Genomic DNA, 20228 nt, shown 5'->3' with positions numbered 1-20228 from the left:
GGGCCGGGCGGCCCCCTGTCGGGGTCCGACGGGGTGCCATCCGTCCGGCTACCGCCGCCCTACCGGCCCCTACTACGGTGACCATGGCCACGACTGTTCCGGGCACTGGCCCTTTCCGAACGGAGGACCTGGTGAGCGATCAAGCAGGAGGACTGCCGCGGCTGCAGCTCGATGAGCTGCTGGCAGAACTGCAGGTCCGTATCGACGCGGTGCGCGGTACCCGGGACCGCGTGCACGACCTGCTGGAAGCGGTCCTGTCCGTGGGCGGGGAACTGGACTTGGCCCAGGTGCTGCGGCGGATCGTGGAGTCCGCGGTGTTGCTGGTGGACGCGGAGTACGGCGCTCTCGGCGTCATCGAGGGCACTGGGCTCTCGCAGTTCCTCACCAGTGGGATATCCGCCGAGCAGGCGCAGGCGATCGGTCCGCTGCCCTCCGGCCACGGCATCCTCGGCGAGCTGATCCGCCATCCGGAGCCGCTGCGCCTGACGGAGATCTCCGACCATCCCGCCTCCTACGGCTTCCCGCCCCACCACCCGCCGATGCACTCCTTCCTCGGGGTGCCGATCCGGGTGCGCGACGAGGTGTTCGGGAACATCTACCTCACCGAGAAGCGCGGTGGCGCCGAGTTCGACGGTGAGGACGAGACAGTCCTGCGGACCCTTGCGGTGGCCGCAGGTGTGGCCATCGAGAACGCCCGCCTCTACAAAGCCGCCCGTGCCCGGCAGGAATGGCTGGAGGCCAATGCGCAGATCGTGAGCGACCTGCTGTCAGGGGCGGAGGAGGGCTCGGTACTGCGCGGCCTCGTCGCGCACGCCAGCCGGATCCTGCAAGCCGACCTGGGCGTGATCGCCCTACCAGTCGGGGACAGCACGGATCTGCAGGTGATCATCGCCGTCGGCGTGGACGCCGAGGACCACAGCGGTCTGGTGCTGCCGTCGCAGGGGTCCTTCATGGGTGCCGCGCTGGCGGCCGGGGGCTCCATCTCCACCAGCGAGATCCGCAAGGACCCGCGGGTCACGGTGGGGCCGCCGCGGTGGAAGGGGCTCGGGCCGGTCGTGGCCGTTCCCATGCTGGGTGAGGACAGGGCGCGCGGTGTGCTGCTGCTGGGCCGCGCCGAGCAGGCCCTTCCTTTCACCGAGGACGAGATCGCGCCACTGGCCGCCTTCGCCGGGCAGGCCGCCCTCGCGATGGAGCTGGCCGAGCGCCGCCGGGCCGCCGAGCAGGTGGCGCTGCTGGAGGACCGCGACCGCATCGCCCGCGACCTGCACGACCTGGCCATCCAGCGCCTCTTCGCCACCGGGATGACGTTGCAGAGTTCGCTGCGGTTCATCGAGCACCCCGAGGCGAACGAACGCGTTCTGCGGGCCGTGGACGACCTCGACGAGACGATCAAGATCATCCGCTCGACGATCTTCGGCCTGCGGGCCAAGGAGGCGGATCGCAAACGCCTGAGCCTGCGCGCACGAACCGTCGCCGCCGCGGAGTCGGCGGCCCGCACCCTCGGCTTCACACCCTCCCTGCGGATGGAGGGTCTGATCGACACCGATGTCCCGCAGGCCGTGGCGGAAGACGTGGTCGCCGTGCTGGAGGAAGCGCTGTCCAATGCCGCCCGCCACGCGCAGGCCTCCGCAGTCGAGGTATCGCTGACCGTCTCCGCGGGCCGGCTGGTGCTGACCGTGACGGACAACGGCGTCGGCCTGCCCGAGCAGGGCCGGCGCAGTGGTCTTCGCAACCTCGCCGAGCGGGCTGAGCAGCGGGGCGGTGGCATGACGGCGACGGCCAGGGAGGAGGGCGGTACACGTCTGATGTGGCGGGTGCCCCTCCCGCCCGCGCAGCTCCCGTAGCCGCAGCGCGTCAGCGCTGCGGCCCGCTGTCCAGAACATCGGAAAGGGGGCGGCGGGGGCTCGCGGGACCGTCAGGGCCGTAGCCGAGGCGGATGAGCATCTGGACGTGCCCCGTGCCGCTGCGGGGGTCGCGCAGCGCCCAGCGGATGTCGGGCCATTCCAGGGCCTGGTGGAGCATCGAGGCCCGCACCCGGTGGATCGTGGCGGTCAGCAGGACGTTCTCCAGTGCCTGCCCCGCGCGCAGCCAGTCCGCGCGGCGGTCGTGCCGGGTGGACAGCACCGCGATCACCGGGCGCGCTTCGAACGCCGCGGCCGGCCGGGCGTAAGCAGGCCGCAGCGCTGAGAAGTCGCGCACCGGCAAGTGCCCGCTCGCGTCCCGCGGGCCCAGCACCGCCCCCGGCATGCCGTCCGAGGCCCCGTCCCGCACCCACCGGCGGTTCTCCGCCCGCCGGGCTGGGTCGGTCGCCGTGAACCACTCGGCCTCCGACGTCAGTTGCAGGATCCGCCGGGTCTCGTTCACACCCGGGACGACCAGGTCGGCCCCTTCGGCCACTGCGGCTTCGATGAGTTCGGCCAGCACTTCTGCCGGAAGTGCGCGGCCGGAGAAGGGCACGCGGCTGCTGTGCCGGCGCCACACGGCGTCGTAGAGCTCCTGCCCGTGCCGCGAGCCCCCGGGCAGGGGGCCCGCGAGCCGTACCGACGCCAACAGGTCCGGCTCGGCGGGTCGGGGCAGCAGCCGCACGACCGGCTCCCAGCCGAAGTGCGCCACCGCGATGCGCAGGTTGAGCACCGCCGCACCGACCGACACGTGCAAGGCCCGGCCCAGCGGGTCGGTGTGCCGCAGGGACCGTTCCGTCGCAGCGCGAACTTCGATGGTGGCGGTGTCGGGATCGAGCCGGTAGCGCCAAGGCTGCATGTTGTGGAGCGACGGGGCCGCCACTGCCGCCGCAATGAGCTTTTCCAGAGTCGCCGCGTCCAGTGTGCTGGTGGTGTGCATATCGCTCTCCTCGGGCCGTCCTGGTTCAAGGCTCGCGGCGGCCGGAGGGCGACGGCAGGGGCGGGAGGGCCCGGCGGGTGGGCCGATCGGCCCTCAGCGTCGCCCGTGGCCGGTGTCCGGCGACGGTGCCGCGCTGTTCGAGGCGATCACCGCGGCTTGGACTCTGCGTTCCACGCCGAGTTTCGCGAGCAGGCGCGAGACGTTGTTCTTGACGGTCTTCTCCGACAGGTACAGCTGCTTGCCGATCTGCCGGTTGGTCAGGCCCTCGCCGATCAGGAGGAGGATCTCGCGCTCCCGCGGAGACAGCCCGGCCAGCGCCTCCTGCTCGGGATCCGTGCCGGAGTGGTCGTCGCGCAGGGTGCTCATCAGACGCGCGGTGGTGGCCGGGTCGAGCAGCGACTGGCCCGAGGCGACCGTCCGAACCGCCGAGACCAGGTCGGAGCCCTTGATCTGCTTGAGCACGTAGCCCGCGGCGCCGGCCATGATCGCGTCGAGCAGGGCGTCGTCGTCGTCGAATGACGTCAGCATCAGGCAGGCCAGCGAGGGCATGGCCGAGCGCAGCTCCCGGCACACCGAGATGCCGTCCCCGTCGGGAAGGCGGATGTCCAGCACGGCGACGTCCGGGCGCAATGCCGGGCCGCGGGCCAGCGCGTGACTCGCCGACTCCGCCTCGCCGACCACCTCGATGTCAGGTTCGGCATCCAGCAGATCGTGGACGCCGCGGCGCACCACCTCGTGGTCGTCGACCAGGAAGACCCGAATCGGGGACGTTGCCGAGAACCGCGGCACCTCACTCATGAGCGAACCTTCACCTGTCGTGCGCCGGCCTGGTGCCGTGCTGGGCCTTCGATCATCGCGCGCAGGTCCGCCCGGCGCCAGGGCCGAACGGACCTGTGCACCGGCCGGTCGGCCCACCGGCCCGGAACCCGCCGGTTGCGGTCACGGCCGGTGCTCGGCGGGGACGCGCCGGCGATCGGCCGGGTCCGCCGGCCACCGGCGCCGCACTCAAGGGTGCCGCTTCACAGCTTGTGCAGCCAGGTGTCGGCCACGCCGTGCGTGTTCGAGGAGACCGCCCGCAGATCGGAGTCGTCGAGCCGGCCGGTGAGGCGGTTGTCGACGGCGACGACGCCGTCGATCCTGGCGGTGGCGTTACCGGCGATGGATACCTCACTCGCACGCTCCAGCGTCCCCTCCAGCGTCACCACACCGTCCTGGACCCTCACATCCACCGCCGACGGTGTCAGCCACAAGGTGCCGACCACGACCTCCTGGACGACCTCATCGCGGATGTCGGCGTCAGGACGCAGGAAGACCTGAAGAACGTCGCGCCTGGTGACGATCCCCACGAGCCGGCCCTCTTCGTCGAGGACCGGGAGGCGTTCGACGCGGTGCTCGGCCATGGCGCGGGCGGAGAAGGCGATCGAGTCGTCCGCGTGGACAGTCACCGGCGGGGTGGACATCAGCTGGCCGGCCGTCAGTGCTTCCGCTTTCACGGCCGTGCGCCGGGACGCCGGGCTCAGCAGCAGTCGGCGCCGCGGAGCTGTTGCGGCGTCCCGGGCCTGGCGGGCCATCAGGTCCGACTCCGAGATGACTCCGACCACCTTCTCGTCGTCATCGACGACGGGCACTCCACTGATCCGGTGCTGCGCCAGGAGGGAGGCGACCTGCTTGAACGAGGTCGCCTCCTCGACCCTGATGACGTCGCTCGTCATGACGTTTCCGACCTTGCGGTGCTTCATGGTGTGCCTCCTGTGCGTGTGGGACGGGTGCTCGGCGCGGACGGCGCGAGCCGGGTGGTGGAGCGGGACTCCAGGTGAGCGGTGGGCCGCGTCGGCCCCGTGCCCCCGGTTTGCCGGCTCCACCGTCCCCTGGTTCACGCCGTCACGGCAGGGCTGTGCGGGCCCTCGTCGGCGGGCCGATCGGCCCCGCAGCGGGTCCGCCGTCACCCGGCTGCCGTATTCGCGATGTCGCCGCCCACAGGGCCGCGACCCTCCAGATACCGGATGACCCCACTGACCAGGTGCTCCACCTGGGCCTGGACCGGACGCTCGACCGCCGGCCACCGCCTGGCCCTGCCGGGGACGACGGCGTAGATGTCGGCGCGGCTCGTCGACGGCAGACCATCCGGGGCGATCGTCAGAGGTCGCCCGGCCATGGTGGGCGGCAGCCGGTGCCGCCCGGTGGCCAGCACCAGCACACGGTAGGGAACCGTGGTGCCGTCCGTGAGGCAGACCTCCTTGCGGTCGGTGTCGATCGTGGCGACTTCCGCGAGGCGCCGGCCGATCCCGTCGCGCAGCCGGAGGTTCTCGGGCGGCTGCAGGGACCCGGGGCCGTAGATGCCGAGGGATACGAGCAGGTCGAGTTCCCGGTCGCGGGGATCGGTCCGGTCGATGACAAGGATCCGGTGGCCGGCGGCGCCCGGGGCGTGCCGCAGCCGGTTGGCTGCCAGCGTGCCTGCGGGGCCTCCACCGATGATCACTATCTGATCGTTCATGGGGCTTCCTCTCGTCGGACGGCACGAGCCCGATCCGGCCGGGAGTGCCGCGCAGTGGTCAGGGCGGTTGCAGCAGGGGACCGGATGGCGCAGGGGCTCGTGCCGCCGCCTGCGCCCTGGGCGGGGCGGCCGTTCAGGCGCTGCGGTGGTCCCACCTGGGGCCGACCTGGACCCACTCGGCTTCCCAGCGATCGAGGCGGCGGCGCTCCGAGAAGGCGGCTGCGATCCCGCCGCCGATCAGGGCGCCCGACCAGAGCCCCAGCCCCACGACTGATCCCGTGACGGTCGCCTGGACCAAGCCGGTCGAAGGGGACAGCGGCTTCGCAGTGAGCCTGCCGCGGTCGTCCAGCCAGATCGTGGTCCGCTCGCCGCGCCTGAGCCCGGAACTCACCCGCGCCCTACCCGTACGGGGCTCTCCTGGGGGCACAACCCAGCGCACCGGGGTCCATGACGGGGCCCCGTAGGTGGCGGGGATATCGGCGTCCTCGGTCAGCACCGCTGTCGCGGGGTGGCGGTCGTGCCGCTGTTGCGCGTATCGCGCGTCGATATCCCTGGTGACGGCCAGACCCGTCAGGACGGCGCCCACGGTGGCGGCCGCGCCCAGCGTGAGGAGGGCCCAACCCTCCACCACGTAGGAACTGCGGCGCAGCGGATTGCGCCGAAACCGCCATAGCACCGTGCTGCGCTTCATGGCCGGGTCCCTCCCTGTCGGCTCACAGGCGGACAGCCGCCCGCCGCTTTCAGCATCTCGGGTGAGATCCGCCGCCGCGCAGGGCCGAACGGCCCTGGCCCAGGGGCGAATCGGTCCGTGGACGCGACACGAACGGCCCTGCCGTCGCCCGGGAGCAGGCCCCCAGGATCAGGTCGGATATCCACCGCATGAAAGGAGTGGCCATGAGTCCGCCACGTGTGATCGTCGGGATCGACGGGTCGATGGCGTCCTTCGGCGCCCTGGACGCGGCAGCCACCGAGGCCCGGCTGCGTACCGCGGAGCTTGAAGTGATCACCTGTGTCGACGATCCGGACGAGGCCGGCCCGGTGCTGCGGGCCGCGGCGGCACGGGTCGCCCGGCGCCATCCCGGCCTTTCCGTGACCACGGCCCCGGTCGTCGGCGACCCGGCCGACGTCCTTGCCGAACGGGGCGGCCGCGCGGCCCTCACCGTTGTCGGCAGCCGCGACCTCAGCGGTATCGCCGGACTGCTTCTGCACTCGGTGAGCCGGCGGTTGGCGGCACGGACCGTTACACCGCTGCTCGTCGTGCGGGGCACGCCGCTGCCCTCGCGCCGGCCCAGCGCCGGTGGTGTGCTGCTCGGGCTGGAGAGCGACGGCGACGCGGACGCAGCACTGTTCGCGTTCGAGGAGGCGGAACTGCGCCGGGCGCGACTGGACGTCCTGCACGCCTGGACCTACCGGCAGGCGCCGCCGGATCACCGGGACGACCGCCCCGAACCTGTGCTCGACTCGATCGAGCGCCAGGCCAGGGACAGGGCCGCCCTGACCGGGGGACTCCTCATGCCGCTGCGTCAGACCAGCCCGCACCTCGCGGTGAACAGCCGGACGATACGGTCCACGCCGTGCCGCGCACTGATCGAGGCAACGGCGAAGGCGGACATGGTGGTGATCGGCACCCACCCGCGGCCAGGCAGGTCCGGGACTGAACTGGGCACGGTCACGCTGGCGTTGCTGCGCCATGCGCACTGCCCGGTGGCGATCGTCCCGGTTCTCGCCGCAGGGATCCCGCTGCGCGGGTAGGAGCGGCGAAGCGAGGGACCAGTGGCCCTGGCGAGTACCCGGACGGCCCTGGTCCCAGATGGTGAAGACGGCAGAACGTAGTGCAGGCGCCACCACCGAATCCCCAGGAGATCCTCATGCCCCCCGTCACGGTGACCACCGAGCTCAGCGACCATGAACTGCAGGCCCTCGACGCCCACTGGCGTGCCGCGAACTATCTGGCGGTGGGCCAGATATACCTGATGGCCAACCCGCTGCTGACCGAGCCGCTGCGCCCGGAACACGTCAAGCCGCGGCTGCTGGGCCACTGGGGCACCTCACCCGGGCTGAACCTGGTGCACACCCACCTCAACCGTGTCGTCAAGGCCCGTGACCTGGATGCGATCTGCATATGGGGCCCTGGCCACGGGGGGCCGGCGGTGCTGGCGAACTCCTGGCTGGAGGGCAGCTACTCCGAGACCTATCCGGACGTCAGCCGGGACGCGGAAGGTATGGGCCGGCTGTTCAAGCAGTTCTCCTTCCCCGGCGGCGTCCCCTCGCATGTCGCGCCGGAGACGCCCGGCTCGATCCACGAGGGCGGCGAACTGGGCTACTCCCTCTCGCACGCGTACGGTGCCGCGCTCGACAACCCGGACCTGCTGGTGACCTGCGTGATCGGTGACGGCGAGGCTGAGACCGGGCCGCTGGCCGCGTCCTGGCACTCCAACAAGTTCCTCGACCCGGTCCACGACGGCGCCGTCCTGCCGATCCTGCACCTGAACGGCTACAAGATCGCCAACCCCACCGTCCTGTCACGGCTCCCCGAAGCCGAGCTCGACGAGCTGCTGCGCGGCTACGGCCACGACCCGATCCACGTCACCGGCAACGATCCACTGGCCGTGCACCGCGACATGGCCGCCGCGATGGACACCGCCCTGGACCGCATCGCCGCCTTCCAGGGAGCGGCCCGAGAGCAGGGCGCAACCGAACGGCCGCGCTGGCCGGTGATCGTGCTGCGCACCCCGAAGGGCTGGACCGGTCCCGCCGAGGTCGACGGGCTGCCTGTGGAGGGGACGTGGCGTGCCCACCAGGTGCCACTGTCAGAGGTCCGCAGCAACCCGGCACACCTGCGCCAACTGGAGGAGTGGCTGCGCTCCTACCGCCCCGACGAGCTCTTCGACCAGGCCGGGCACCCCCGTCCGCAGGTGCTGGCGTGCGTCCCCACCGGGGAACACCGACTCGGCGCCAACCCCCACGCCAACGGCGGACTGCTGCTGCGCGACCTGCCGGTCCCCGATCTGGACCGCCTTGCCGTACCCGTCGACAAACCCGGCGTCACTCAGCACGAGCCCACCCGCGTCCTGGGCGAGCTCCTCGAAAAGGTCATGGCCGACACCGCCGGGCGCCGCGACTTCAGGATCGTCGGACCCGACGAGACCGCCTCCAACCGCCTCCAGGCCGTTTACGCCGCGTCGGGCAAGGCCTGGCAGGCACAAACCCTGGAAGTCGACGAGAACCTGGACCCGCACGGCCGCGTGATGGAGATCCTGTCGGAGCACACCTGCCAGGGCTGGCTCGAGGGCTACCTCCTGACCGGCAGGCACGGCCTGTTCTCCTGCTACGAGGCCTTCGTCCACATCATCGACTCCATGGTCAACCAGCACATCAAATGGCTGCGCACCACCCGCACACTGCCGTGGCGCCGCCCCATCGCGTCGCTGAACTACCTGCTGACCTCGCACGTGTGGCGACAGGACCACAACGGCTTCTCCCACCAGGACCCCGGCTTCATCGACCATGTCCTCAACAAAGCCCCCGAAGTCGTCCGCGTCTACCTCCCGCCGGACACCAACACCCTGCTGTCCGTCGCCGACCACGTCCTGAAGTCCAAGGACTACGTCAACGTCGTCGTCGCCGGCAAGCAGCCCACCTTCGACTGGCTGAACCTGGAGCAGGCACGTGCGCACTGCGCCCGCGGCGCCGGCATCTGGGAATGGGCGGGCAACGAGGACGGCCGCACCGCGCCCGACGCGGTCCTCGCCTGCGCCGGCGACGTCCCCACTCAGGAGGTCCTGGCCGCGGCCCAGTTGCTTCGCCGCCACCTGCCGCAACTGGCTGTACGCGTCGTCAATGTCGTCGACCTCGCCCGGCTCATGCCGCACGAGGAGCACCCGCACGGGATGACCGACCCCGAGTACGACGCCCTGTTCACCTCCGACAAGCCGGTGATCCTCGCCTACCACGGCTACCCCTGGCTCATCCACCGCCTCGCCTACCGCCGTACCAACCACGCGCACCTGCACGTCCGCGGATACAAGGAGATCGGCACCACCACGACCCCCTTCGACATGGTCGTCCGCAACGATCTCGACCGCTACCGCCTCGTCATGGACGTCATCGACCGCGTCCCCGGCCTCGCCGTGACCGCTGCCCCCGTACGCCAGCTCATGGAGGACACCCGACTGCGCCACCACGCCTGGATCCGCGAACACGGCACCGACCTGCCCGAGGTCGCCGACTGGACCTGGGAAGGCTGACACAGCACGCTCCCAACACGTCCCGTGGGGCCCGCCAGGCTTGCCTGGCGGGCCCCACGGTGTGCGTCCACCATCGAGCCGCAACAGTCCAAGCCCAACCAGCCTCGCCGGCAGGGCCGTTCGGCCCCGCAGCCCGGGCCCTGTGCCCCCAGCGCCGACACCCCCGCACGCAGGACAGTAATGGCGTACCGAACAGCAACCCACCGATCAGGGAGCCACCATGGCCGTCCACGACCACACCCCCCACCGCACCGGTTTCCACCTGCCCAGCTGGAACAGGGCGTTCGCCGCCGACAGCGTGAGCGACACGGCGACCACCGCCGCAGGCTCCACTGTGGCCGCCAGGTCGCTTGCCGCCGTGCGGATCACGACCGGCTTCATCTTCCTGTGGGCGTTCCTCGACAAGACCTTCGGCTGGCACTACGCCACCGGCTCCGGCAAGGGCTGGATCGACGGCGGCTCGCCCACCAAGGGATTCCTGTCGGGTGTCTCCGCCGGCCCGCTGCAGTCCTTCTTCCACGACATCGCAGGGAAGGGCTGGACCGACACCCTGTTCATGCTCGCCCTGCTCGGCATCGGCGCCGCCCTCATGAGCGGCATCGCCCTGCGCATCACCGCCGTGGCAGGCACCATCTTGATGGCGATGATGTGGGCCGCCGAATGGCCGCCCGCCCAGCACCTGACAGGCGGTGCCCCGAGCATGTCGTCCAACCCGATCGTCGACTACCACCTCATCTACGCCCTCGCGATGATCCTCTTCGCCCTCACCGCCGCCGGCACCACCTGGGGCCTGGGCCGCCTGTGGGCCCGCCTGCCCGTCGTCCGCGACAACCGCTGGCTGCGGTAGCGGCACCCCGCCCGCGCCACGGGGCACCGCCCACCGGGCGGTGCCCCGTCTGTTCCCCCTCCACCAGTACCCACCGCAAAGAGGAAGCGACCACCATGACCGTCCGCATCGGCATCAACGGATTCGGCCGCATCGGCCGCAGTTACCTGCGCGCTCTCCTGGCACGTGACGCATTCGGCATCGAGGTCGTCGCCGTCAACGACATCACCCCGGTCTCCACCCTCGCTCACCTCCTGGAGTACGACTCCACCTACGGCCGGTTCCAGGGCCCCGTCACCCACGACGACCGCAGCTTCACCGTCGCCGGCAATCGCATTGCAGTGACCGCGCACCGCGACCCTGCGGCCCTCGACTGGTCCGAGGACGGCGTCGACATCGTGATCGAGTCCACCGGCCGCCTGCGGACCCGTGACCAGGCCGCCGCTCACCTGAAGGCCGGCGCCAGGAAGGTTCTGCTGTCCGCACCGGGCCAGAACGTCGACGCCACCGTGGTGATGGGTGTCAACCACGCCGAGTACGACCCGGCGCAGCACGACGTCGTCTCCAACGCGTCCTGCACCACGAACTGTGTCGCCCCCATGGTCAAGGTGCTCAACGACCGGTTCGGGATCGACAGCGGCCTGATGACGACCATCCACGGGTACACCAACGACCAGTCCCTGCTGGACGGCCCGCACAAGGACCTGCGACGCGCCAGGTCCGCCGCCCTGAGCATCATCCCGACCAGCACCGGCGCGGCCCGCGCCGTCGGCCTGGTGCTCCCCTCGCTCGCCGGAGCGCTGGACGGCATCGCAGTCCGGGTACCGGTCGAGGACGGCTCCCTCACCGACTTGACCGTCCTGCTGGCCCGCGGCACTTCCACCGAGGAGGTGATCGCCGCCTTCGACGAGGCTGCGGACGGCCCGCTCGCCGGAATCCTGCGCGTCAGCACCGCGCCGATCGTCTCGCGCGACGTGATCGGCGATCCGGCGTCGTGCATCATCGACGCCCCACTGACGCAGGTGCACGACCGCCTGGTGAAGGTTTTCGGCTGGTACGACAACGAATGGGGCTACAGCAACCGGCTGCTCGACCTGACCACACATGTGGCTGCCCGCCTTTAGCCCGCGCGGTGTGTCGGGTGGGGTGCGGACCACCCGGCATCTCGGCGGTACCCGCCGTGGTGCTGGCGCAGTCGGCGGTGGCACGGACCGCCTCCCCCGTGCCGAGAGCATCGGATCTGGAGCAGGCCGGTTTCGCACTACTCGACGCGCCAGCTCCAACCATGCGCGAGCCCGTTTCGTCGGGCCGGGCGGCTCAGATCAGGAGGACTACGGCCCGGCCGATCAGTCCTGCCAGGAACACCGCAACGATGATCATGATGAGAACGACGGGCACGGGCCCCCAGCCGCGACGGAGCGCTTTCCGCTCGGGTGCGTCGAGGCAAGAGACGCCCGACTCTGCCGGCGGAGTCTGACCGGGTCCGGCCTGGGTGTCCCCCGGGACTGCCAGGCCTTCGTCGGGCAGGTGGGGATTGAGGGAAAGGCGCTGGTCGATCGTCATTCAGGTCCTCCAATCAGGGCCGCAAAGGCACCCCTGCCCTTCTTCGGGTACCCCGTGTGTGTCGTACCTGAACAAACCGGCAGCCGATGCGTGGATCGGTTGAAACGGTCTAAATCGAAAGGTGGAGAGCGCCCACCACCGGGGGAGCGGCGAGCGGCAGACTCGGACCACCTCCGCTCGCGCGCATAGCGCGTGCCCCCGTCCTGCCGAAAATCACGTCCGTGCAGGTCACGCGCAATGGTGACACTCGTGGAGGCGGCCGCCGTGACGGCCGTGTCTCCGTTAGCCGAGGCGGGCGATCTGTCCTGGATCTCTGATCGGCGGCGACCGTAACGGGCGGGCGAGGGTGACTCCGGAATGTCCGTCCCTGGCTTGGCGGGGGTGGGGGCAGGCTGGGCTTCGCGGCGGGGTGGGTACTGAGCGTGTCGCCGGGGCGGACGACGGAGTGCAGGGCGGTGTGATGCACGTCGTGGCGGCGCCCGTGGTCGTAGCCGAGTGCACGACCTCGTCCCACCCGGTGGCGTCGCGAAGGACGGCGGTGGTGATGCCCCCGGCCGCGAGGTCCGGTGAACAGGCGGGCGTCGGTCCGGCCGCCGGCGGCGGGCACGCGCCGGGCGACGATCGGGCCGGACCTCCTGGATGAGGGGGACGCGGCGGGCGACCTTGCGCGCCTCCAAGCGAACTCAGCGAAGCAGACGACGGCTGACACGGATGACGGCCGTCAGGGCATATGGGCCGGTTGACCATCTCCCAAGTCGGCGCGACAGGTTCCAGGGCGGTTTCCCTCGGGGGCAGCGGTGTTGTGCAGGTGCCTGTACAGCACCGCTGGCCGCGGGTGGAGCGGTTGCCGGCCGTGTCGCGGGCGTAGATGGCGAAGGTGTAGGCGGTGCCGGCGCTCAGGCCGGTGACGGTGGCCCCGGCCGTGGTGGAGCTCGCGGCGGTGGTCTCGGTGCTGCCGCTGACCTGCACCACGTCGTAGCCGGTCACACCGGTGTTGTCGGTGGCGGCCGCCCACCTCAGGGTGACCGAGGTGGACGTGACCGCGCCTGCGGTGGGGGTGCCGATCGAGCCGGCCTTGTCGCGTAGGAAGGTGACGATCTCGCTCGCCGTCCACCACGTCCAGGTCGACGCGTGGTCGGGCCCGTTCTGGATCGAGATGGTGCGACGACCGCGGCCGCCGCCGCGGCTGCCGCACCGGACGCCGGCAGCGCGAAGGAAAGGACCGGAAGCACCCCCAACGCCACCAGCACAGCCCTCCGGCTCGGGGACTTCGACCCTGCGCTCGTTGATGCGTCCTGCAGTGATGTCACGGCTTGATCCTGGGCTGAGTGGGGGATTCGTGCTTCGGTCCGGGCCGGTAGGGCCGGGCGGTGCGGGGCCCGGACGGGGCCCCGCACGCTTGTTCGTCTCAGGTGCAGGTGAGGGTGGGGGTGCTCGGTGTGCCGTTGGCGAGGAAGCCGAAGGTGGTGGACGCGGACGGTTGCAGGGTGCCGTTGTAGTCGGCGTTCTTGACGCTCACGCTGGATCCGCTGGTGGTCAGGGTGCCGTTCCAGACCTGGGTGATGGTTTGTCCGTTGGCGAGGGTCCAGTGCACGGTCCAGCCGTTGACGGCGGTGCTGCCGGCTGTGACCTTGACCTCGCCCTGGAAGCCGCCGGACCAGGAGTTGGTGGTGCTGTAGGTGGCCGTGCATCCGCTTGAGGTGCCGCCGGTGCTGCCCTGGGTGGACCCGCCGGTGGTCGAACCGGTCGAGGTGCCCCCGGTGGTCGTCCCGGTGCTGGTGCCGCCGGTCGTCGTACCGGTCGAGGTGCCGCCGGTGGTGGTGCCGCCGCTGTTCGATCCGTATCCGGCAGCGGTGATGTTGGCCTGGACGGCGTCCTCGGTGGCGTCGGTCGGGTAACCGGAGGTCATGACGCCTTCGTAGAAGGTGCCCTGGGCGCCCTTGCTGTTGTCGCCGCCGGTGCCGAGGATGATGGCGCCCTGCTTCTTCATCGGGTTGTAGCCGGAGACGTTGGGGCGTACCCCGTCGTAGAAGGTCGACAGGTTCCCCGATTGTGCGTTGCCGCCGCGGATGGCCCAGCGGTTCTGCTTGCCCTTGATGATGGCGGTGGTGTAGCGGTAGTTGATGGTCGGGTCGCCGGAGTTGAGGTGCTGGTTGACGCCGGAGAACAGGCCGTTCTCCAGGTCGGCCATGATCCACGGGCCGTTGCCGGAGCCGTAGCCCCAGACCTTGATGTTGCCGAAGTAGATGGCTTCCATCGTGCCGTTGCCGTCGTCGCGGCTGTCGGTCTCGGCGTTGCCGTAGTCGAAGCAGCAGCCGCCGTTGTAGTGGGTGCCGTCGAAGATCGCGTACATGCCCTCCGGGTTGTCACCGGTGGCGATGCCGTTGGTGTGGTTGTTGCGGTAGCCGGTGCCGGGGGCGACGAAGACGCCGTACGCCTTGTGGCCGTTCAAGATCGTCGGTGCGGCGGTGGCGTTGGCGAGGTTGTCGGGGCCGCCGGCCGCACTGCCGGCTGGCGCCTGGGTGAGGTTGTTGTTCCGCCCGGACTGGTCGTAGATCACGGTGATCACGCACGAGGTTCCGGAGCAGAAGGAGTCCTGTGCGGCCGCGTCGGCGTATCCGCCGGCGCTCTGGACGCCGATGTCGCGGGTGCTGTTGTCCGAGGATCGCCGTACCTGGTAAAGCGAGCCGCTGTAGGACGAGTACAGCGCCCGGGTCGTGCTGTGCGCCGCAACGCAGGGGGTGCCACCCGACGCGTAGATGTCGCAGGGTTGTGTGCCGGCCGCCTGCGAGGTGGTCGTGCCGCTGACGAGCAGTCCGGCCACGAGGGCCACGGCTGCGCATGCGGCGAGTGCCCATCGTCTGGCGTGGTGGGAGAGCCAGGTGGTTGCTGATGACGACATCAGCGTCCTCCTTGGAAGTAGGTGTGGGGAGTTGCCGCACGGAGCGGCCCTTGCCGGACATGGCCGGTCGAGGTGATGGGTGGCTCCGCGACGGGCGCCGAGAGCTGCTGGGTACCGGCTGTGAGCGCTCACATATCGGTACACCTCAGGGGGTGGTGCAGGTGAGGGTGGGGGTGGTCGGTGTGCCGTTGGCGAGGAAGCCGAAGGTGGTGGACGCGGATGGTTGCAGGGTGCCGTTGTAGTCGGCGTTCTTGACGCTCACGCTGGATCCGCTGGTGGTCAGGGTGCCGTTCCAGACCTGGGTGATGGTTTGTCCGTTGGCGAGGGTCCAGTGCACGGTCCAGCCGTTGACGGCGGTGCTGCCGGCTGTGACCTTGACCTCGCCCTGGAATCCGCCGGACCAGGAGTTGGTGGTGCTGTAGGTGGCGGTGCATCCGCTTGAGGTGCCGCCGGTGCTGCCCTGGGTGGACCCGCCGGTGGTCGTACCGGTCGAGGTGCCCCCGGTGGTCGTCCCGGTGCTGGTGCCGCCGGTCGTCGTACCGGTCGAGGTGCCGCCGGTTGTGGTGCCGCCGGTGGTCGTCCCTCCGGTGGCGGGGTGCAGTTGCACGACGACGATCGAGTAGGCCGGCACGGTCTGGGATGCGGCGGTGCCCGTGGTCGCGGAGGTGATCGCGGTGGCGTTCTTGGCGTACGTGTACACCGTGGGTGTGGACGAGGACGGTGTGAAGCCGCTGTAGGACAGGGACACGGTGGCGGCGTTGCCGGGGTCCTTGTTGATGAGCATGACGTCGACGTCGCCGTTCGACCGCTTCACCGCGTGTGCCGTCAGGAGCGAAGCCGAGCTGCCCGTCTGGACGAGTGCGTCGCCGGGTGAGCCCAGCTTGGTGATCATCTGGGTGCCGTAGTAGGGGGCGAACGGGGTGTTGAGTGCCGGTTCGCAGGAGGCGCCGCTGGACAGTATTCCGCCGTCGTTGTAGTCGGTGGCGCCCTCGACGGTGGTGATTTTGCTGCAGTCGGTGCCGTTGTGCATGTCCCACCAGTCGAGGGTGAAGGCGCCGTTCTCCATCCAGGTGAGGTATTCGTCCGGGGCGAACAGGCCGCTGGGGGAGGTGTCCGAGGCGTAGTTGCCGTTGGCTTCGGTGACGGCGATGCCCACGTTGGCCGCGTTGGAGCCGGTGTACTGCTTGATCAGTGAGTGCAGTGTGCTCGCCATGCCCGGGATCTCGGCGTGCGGCCTGCCGAGCAGGTCGGGTGCGCTGGTGGCGTTGGGGTAGTGGTGCACGATGACGAAGTCGATCTTCGAGCCGGCGATGGACAGCACGGTGTGGTTCCAGTCCTGGGTGTCGCCGGGCCCGGTGATCCCGTCCGGCCAGCTCCCGGGTGTGGTCAGTACCGCCCCGATCTTGACGCTCGGGTCCACGGCCTTCATGGCGGAGGCGTATTGCAGCAGGTTGGTCGCGTAGGTCGTGGCACTGTGGCTGGAGTGCTTGTCCGCCTCCCAGCTGGAGCCGTATTCGCCGTTGCCGTAGACCTCGTTCCCGATCTCCCAGTACTTCGCCCCGTAGCCCTTGGTGACGTTGGCGTACCGCACCCAGTCGGCGGCTTCCTGGGGGGTGCCCGAGCCATAGTCGGCGATGATGATGGGTTGGGCGCCGGCGGCCTTGACCGTGCCCATATAGGTGTCGAAGTCGGTGTTGGGGGCGACGTATCCGCCCTCGGTGGTGTTGGTCTGCCAGTGGTAGATGTCGCCGTACGAGCCACCCGGGTAGCGCACGGTCTTGATGCCTGCGGCGCTGAGCAGTCCAGGGATGGCGGAGCCGTTCATGTTTCCGTCGTAGACCGCGACGTTGGTGCCGACGCCGGTGGTCGGTATGGTCGCGAGCTTCGTGCCGGCGTTGACCGAGATCGTCGCGGTGACGGCGGCCGAGGCGTCGGGCATCGTCCCCAGGCTTGCGCCCAGGAGGGCGATGAGCCCGACAACGGCCAGCAGTACGGGATGGTGACGGAAAATGCGCGCGGATCTGCGCACGGGTCCCTCCGGATATCGATTCGGTGGCGCTTCGAAAAGGCGGCCGAGCCGGGCACGGACTCCTGCGTCCGGTCCCATGAGGCCGTCATCGGTTGCCTTCGGAGGAAAGGCGATGTCGGAGCACTGGCTGTTCGCAAGCATTCGCTCGTCAGCGCAGACCGCACACCGCACAGCGCGGAGCGGCAGATGCGGTGGCAGCAGCTGCCGTCGGCTGCGCCGTGGCAGCCGGGAGCAAGCGCATGGTCCGGCTCCGCGGCGAGGTGGCGGCGGCCGAGATCGTGCACTTGCCGTGTCGGTGATCGGCCCGGCAGAGTCCAGACGCGGTGACGGCGAGAACGAGTGACGGTGAAAGGCGGTTCACGGCGAGCCGAGCCGGTCGACACAGCGGCGGTTCTGCCGGACATCACTGTCATCGGTGACGCGTGGAAGGAGGGTGGCTTCCGTGCGTGCTCTCAGCCGGGGACGTGCGAGGCCGGCTCGCACGGTGGCACCGTCGGCGAAGGTTCCACCGGCGGACGCGGGCCGCCTGGATATCGCGTGGTGCGAGGTCTGGGCGGGCGCGGGTCTCGGGTGTTCACGCGGGTACTCCTTGCAGTGGGGGGTGGGCAAGGGCGGCGCGAGGGCGGGTGTTAGCGCTAACACGACGCCGCATATCTCTGCCTGCGGTGAACGGGTCAGCTCCAACGACGGCACTTTGCACCCCGGGGCGCATGGTGTCAAGCCTTGCCGCCGCAGGCCCCTCAAGTCGCCCCGCGAGCCCGCTCCCGAGTGGTTCGGGACGCGGAGATCTCTTGGGGTGCGGCTCCGTGGGCCACGGGAGGCCTCCGGCGACAGGGGTCTTGTCGAATCGTTTGCGACTCACTACCGTCCCTATGGGAGCGCTCCCACGGGCGGCCGTCGCAGGCGATCCTCGCCGGAGACGGACTGACACGTGTCTGCCGCAGGTCCGACCTGGGCCCGAATCTGGAGGAGGAGCCCGTGGCAGGTGCAGGTGTCAGCCGCAGGAGTCTGATGGCGGCGATGCTGAGCGTTCCCGCGACGGCGGCGGTCTGGGCGCCGCGGGCTGCCGCGGCCGCGCCGGGCCGGCACCCGTCGACCGCGGACCCGTACACGTTCAGGAACGTCACCATCGGCGGCACCGGCTTCGTGACGGGGATCGTCTTCAGCCAGGCCCAGAAAGGCCTGGCCTACACGCGTACCGACGTGGGCGGCATGTACCGCTGGAATGCCGCGACCGGTACGTGGCAGCCCCTGCTGGACTGGGTGGACTGGGACCACTGGGGCTACATGGGGGTGGCGGGCATCGCCGCCAGCCCGTCCGACCCGGCCAGGGTGTGGGCCGCGGTGGGTATGTACACCAACGGCGTCGACCCCGACAACGGCGCCGTTTTACGTTCGTGCGACAAGGGGGCCACCTGGCAGGCCGCGGTCCTTCCGTTCACCCTGGGCGGCAACATGAACGGCCGCGGCATGGGCGAGCGGATCGCGGCGGACCCGAACAACGATCGCGTCCTGTATCTGGGGGCGCCCACCGGGCACGGCCTGTGGCGCAGCACCGACGGCGGCGAGACGTGGGGACAGGTGACGGCATTCCCCAACACCGGTGACGACCCGAAGACCTCCGGTACCACTGAGGACCCGGGCCTGGTATGGGTGGCATTCGACAAGTCCACCGGCCGCCCGGGAAGGACCACCAAGACCATCTACGTCGGCGTCGCCGACAGGGACGATCCCGTGTACCGCAGCACCGACGGCGGTACCACCTGGGCGCCGCTGCCCGGCGCACCGACGGGATACCTGCCACACAGGGGTGTCGTCGATCCGGACAACCACCTGCTGTACATCGCCACCAGCGACGACATCGGCCCGTTCGGCGGCGGCAAAGGCGACGTGTGGAAGTTCGATGCCACCACTGGCGAGTGGGCCCAGATCAGTCCGATCCCGTCCTCCAGCGGCGACGACTACTTCGGCTACTCCGGCCTGACCATCGACCGGCATCAGCCCGGCACGATCATGGTGGGCACGCAGGTCTCCTGGTGGCCGGACGGGATCATCTTCCGCAGCACGGATTTCGGGGCGACCTGGACCCGCAGCTGGGACTGGGACGGCTACCCCAATCGCAAACTGCGCTACGACTTCGACATCACCTCCACGCCCTGGTACACCATGGGGACCCGATCCGAGCCGCCGATCCTGGTTCCCAAGATCGGCCAGGCACTCTCGGCAATGGAGATCGACCCGTTCGACTCCGACCACCTGCTCTTCAACGGCGGCCCCGGTATCGCGGGTACCGGCAACCTGACCGCCTGGGACACCGGCGGCACCATCGAGATCACCCCCGTCGTCGCGGGCCTGGAGGAGGGTGCGGTCCAGGGGTTGATCAAGCCGCCGGGAGGCGCACTGGTCAGCGCGATGGGCGACGTGGGCGGCTTCCGCCACGACTCCCTCACCGCAGCGCCGAAGACGGTCTTCACCTCGCCGATCTTCAGCACCACCACGAGCATCGACTACGCGGAACTCAACCCACGGACCGTCGTGCGAGCGGGATACCTCAACGACCCCGGCGGCACGAGCCATGCGGCGTTCTCCACCGACGGCGGCGCGACCTGGTTCCAGGGGGCGGAACCCAGCGGGGTGACCTCCGGCGGCACCATCGCCGCAGCGGCCGACGGCAGCCGCTTCGTGTGGGCGCCGGGCGACTCGGGCAGGCCGGTGGTCCACGCCACCGGCTTCGGGACCTCCTGGACCGACGCGACCGGAGTGCCGGCCAACGCGATCGTCGCCTCCGACCGGGTGAACCCCCTGACCTTCTACGCCTACTCCAACGGCACCTTCTACGTCAGCACCGACGGCGGAGCCGGCTTCACCGCCTCCGCAGCGGCCGGCCTCCCGGCCACGAACTGGGGAGTGCGCTTCAAGGCCGTACCCGGGCATGAAGGCGACATCTGGCTGGCCGGCGGCGCCTCCTGGACCTCCTACGGACTGTGGCGCTCGACCGACTCCGGCGCCACCTTCACCCAGGTGTCCAGCGTGCAGCAGGCAGACAACATCGGCTTCGGCAAGGCCGCCCCCGGCCGGAGCTACCCGGCGCTGTACGCGGCCGCGACTGTCCACGGCCGGCGAGGCCTGTTCCGCTCCGACGACACCGGGAAAAGCTGGGTACGCGTCAACGACGACCGCCACCAGTACGGCGGCCTCCCGGAGGTGCTCACCGGAGACCCGGACACCTATGGCCGGGTGTACTTCACCGGCTACGGCCGCGGCATCATCTACGGTGACCCGGCCGGCGGCCACCACTGAAGCCCGGGCCGGCGACCTGGCCGCCA

General features: G+C 70.3%; 14 protein-coding genes and 1 pseudogene. 6 read left to right on the top strand and 9 right to left on the bottom strand.

All coding sequences use genetic code 11. From position 1 onward, the window contains the following. Positions 1-131: 131 nt before the first annotated feature. On the top strand, positions 132-1844 hold the full coding sequence (locus tag ACGFMP_RS14830; protein ID WP_393672655.1) for a GAF domain-containing protein: 1713 nt from the start codon (positions 132-134) through the stop codon (positions 1842-1844). Positions 1845-1854: 10 nt separating this feature from the next. On the opposite strand, the gene ACGFMP_RS14825 is transcribed toward ACGFMP_RS14830, so the two are convergent. From ACGFMP_RS14825 to ACGFMP_RS14805, 5 genes are all read right to left on the bottom strand, one after another. After that, on the bottom strand, positions 1855-2841 hold the full coding sequence (locus tag ACGFMP_RS14825; RefSeq protein WP_393672653.1) for an Acg family FMN-binding oxidoreductase: 987 nt from the start codon (positions 2839-2841) through the stop codon (positions 1855-1857). A gap of 93 nt (positions 2842-2934) precedes the next feature. After that, positions 2935-3639, bottom strand: a complete 705-nt coding sequence (locus ACGFMP_RS14820; RefSeq protein ID WP_393672651.1) for a response regulator — start codon at positions 3637-3639, stop codon at positions 2935-2937. 221 nt (positions 3640-3860) lie between these two features. Then, positions 3861-4580: a CBS domain-containing protein gene (locus ACGFMP_RS14815; protein WP_393672650.1), complete on the bottom strand. Its 720-nt coding sequence runs from the start codon at positions 4578-4580 to the stop codon at positions 3861-3863. 203 nt (positions 4581-4783) lie between these two features. Then, positions 4784-5335 carry an FAD-dependent oxidoreductase gene (locus ACGFMP_RS14810; protein ID WP_393672649.1) on the bottom strand — a complete coding sequence of 184 codons (552 nt, stop codon included), beginning with the start codon at positions 5333-5335 and terminating at the stop codon, positions 4784-4786. A gap of 133 nt (positions 5336-5468) precedes the next feature. Further along, positions 5469-6026 (bottom strand): hypothetical protein, encoded by a 558-nt coding sequence (locus tag ACGFMP_RS14805; RefSeq protein ID WP_393672648.1) that lies wholly within the window; start codon positions 6024-6026, stop codon positions 5469-5471. A 203-nt stretch (positions 6027-6229) separates the two neighbouring features. Between ACGFMP_RS14805 and ACGFMP_RS14800 the strand changes: the two genes are divergently transcribed. The 4 genes from ACGFMP_RS14800 (at position 6230) to gap (ending at position 11532) form a co-directional block, all read left to right on the top strand. Next, positions 6230-7087 carry a universal stress protein gene (locus ACGFMP_RS14800; RefSeq protein ID WP_393672647.1) on the top strand — a complete coding sequence of 286 codons (858 nt, stop codon included), beginning with the start codon at positions 6230-6232 and terminating at the stop codon, positions 7085-7087. A 116-nt stretch (positions 7088-7203) separates the two neighbouring features. Then, positions 7204-9582, top strand: a complete 2379-nt coding sequence (locus ACGFMP_RS14795; RefSeq protein ID WP_393672645.1) for a phosphoketolase — start codon at positions 7204-7206, stop codon at positions 9580-9582. 220 nt (positions 9583-9802) lie between these two features. After that, complete coding sequence (locus ACGFMP_RS14790) at positions 9803-10429, top strand: hypothetical protein (protein ID WP_393672644.1); 627 nt, start codon at positions 9803-9805, stop codon at positions 10427-10429. A gap of 95 nt (positions 10430-10524) precedes the next feature. Next, the gene (gene gap, locus ACGFMP_RS14785) at positions 10525-11532 is read left to right on the top strand and encodes a type I glyceraldehyde-3-phosphate dehydrogenase (RefSeq protein WP_393672642.1); all 1008 of its coding nucleotides are present in this window, start codon (positions 10525-10527) and stop codon (positions 11530-11532) included. Between the two features lie 193 nt (positions 11533-11725). Here the strand turns inward: gap and ACGFMP_RS14780 are convergent, their stop codons facing one another. The 4 genes and pseudogenes from ACGFMP_RS14780 to ACGFMP_RS14765 form a co-directional block, all read right to left on the bottom strand. Continuing rightward, a complete protein-coding gene (locus ACGFMP_RS14780; RefSeq protein WP_393672641.1) occupies positions 11726-11971 on the bottom strand; it encodes a DUF6480 family protein in 246 nt (81 codons plus the stop codon). An 831-nt stretch (positions 11972-12802) separates the two neighbouring features. Beyond that, positions 12803-13033 (bottom strand): annotated as a pseudogene (locus ACGFMP_RS14775) (fibronectin type III domain-containing protein); the annotation flags it as partial. 346 nt (positions 13034-13379) lie between these two features. Continuing rightward, positions 13380-14873: an arabinofuranosidase catalytic domain-containing protein gene (locus ACGFMP_RS14770; RefSeq protein WP_393672639.1), complete on the bottom strand. Its 1494-nt coding sequence runs from the start codon at positions 14871-14873 to the stop codon at positions 13380-13382. Between the two features lie 145 nt (positions 14874-15018). Then, on the bottom strand, positions 15019-16812 hold the full coding sequence (locus tag ACGFMP_RS14765) for a cellulose binding domain-containing protein (protein WP_393672638.1): 1794 nt from the start codon (positions 16810-16812) through the stop codon (positions 15019-15021). Positions 16813-17913: 1101 nt separating this feature from the next. Between ACGFMP_RS14765 and ACGFMP_RS14760 the strand changes: the two genes are divergently transcribed. Beyond that, positions 17914-20202 carry a xyloglucanase gene (locus tag ACGFMP_RS14760; protein WP_393672830.1) on the top strand — a complete coding sequence of 763 codons (2289 nt, stop codon included), beginning with the start codon at positions 17914-17916 and terminating at the stop codon, positions 20200-20202. Positions 20203-20228 lie beyond the last annotated feature (26 nt).

It is taken from the genome of Streptomyces sp. NPDC049040, assembly GCF_043197715.1.
Taxonomy (GTDB): Bacteria; Actinomycetota; Actinomycetes; order Streptomycetales; family Streptomycetaceae; genus Actinacidiphila.
This window is presented reverse-complemented; position numbering and strand designations above follow the sequence as displayed.

Bases quoted from the DNA above. Each gene is read 5' to 3' on its own strand.
- ACGFMP_RS14825 (WP_393672653.1), bottom strand. From the start codon at position 2,841: ATGCACACCACCAGCACACTGGACGCGGCGACTCTGGAAAAGCTCATT.
- ACGFMP_RS14820 (WP_393672651.1), bottom strand. From the start codon at position 3,639: ATGAGTGAGGTGCCGCGGTTCTCGGCAACGTCCCCGATTCGGGTCTTC.
- ACGFMP_RS14815 (WP_393672650.1), bottom strand. From the start codon at position 4,580: ATGAAGCACCGCAAGGTCGGAAACGTCATGACGAGCGACGTCATCAGG.
- ACGFMP_RS14810 (WP_393672649.1), bottom strand. From the start codon at position 5,335: ATGAACGATCAGATAGTGATCATCGGTGGAGGCCCCGCAGGCACGCTG.
- ACGFMP_RS14805 (WP_393672648.1), bottom strand. From the start codon at position 6,026: ATGAAGCGCAGCACGGTGCTATGGCGGTTTCGGCGCAATCCGCTGCGC.
- ACGFMP_RS14800 (WP_393672647.1), top strand. From the start codon at position 6,230: ATGAGTCCGCCACGTGTGATCGTCGGGATCGACGGGTCGATGGCGTCC.
- ACGFMP_RS14795 (WP_393672645.1), top strand. From the start codon at position 7,204: ATGCCCCCCGTCACGGTGACCACCGAGCTCAGCGACCATGAACTGCAG.
- ACGFMP_RS14790 (WP_393672644.1), top strand. From the start codon at position 9,803: ATGGCCGTCCACGACCACACCCCCCACCGCACCGGTTTCCACCTGCCC.
- gap (WP_393672642.1), top strand. From the start codon at position 10,525: ATGACCGTCCGCATCGGCATCAACGGATTCGGCCGCATCGGCCGCAGT.
- ACGFMP_RS14780 (WP_393672641.1), bottom strand. From the start codon at position 11,971: ATGACGATCGACCAGCGCCTTTCCCTCAATCCCCACCTGCCCGACGAA.
- ACGFMP_RS14770 (WP_393672639.1), bottom strand. From the start codon at position 14,873: ATGTCGTCATCAGCAACCACCTGGCTCTCCCACCACGCCAGACGATGG.
- ACGFMP_RS14765 (WP_393672638.1), bottom strand. From the start codon at position 16,812: ATGCCCGACGCCTCGGCCGCCGTCACCGCGACGATCTCGGTCAACGCC.
- ACGFMP_RS14760 (WP_393672830.1), top strand. From the start codon at position 17,914: ATGGCGGCGATGCTGAGCGTTCCCGCGACGGCGGCGGTCTGGGCGCCG.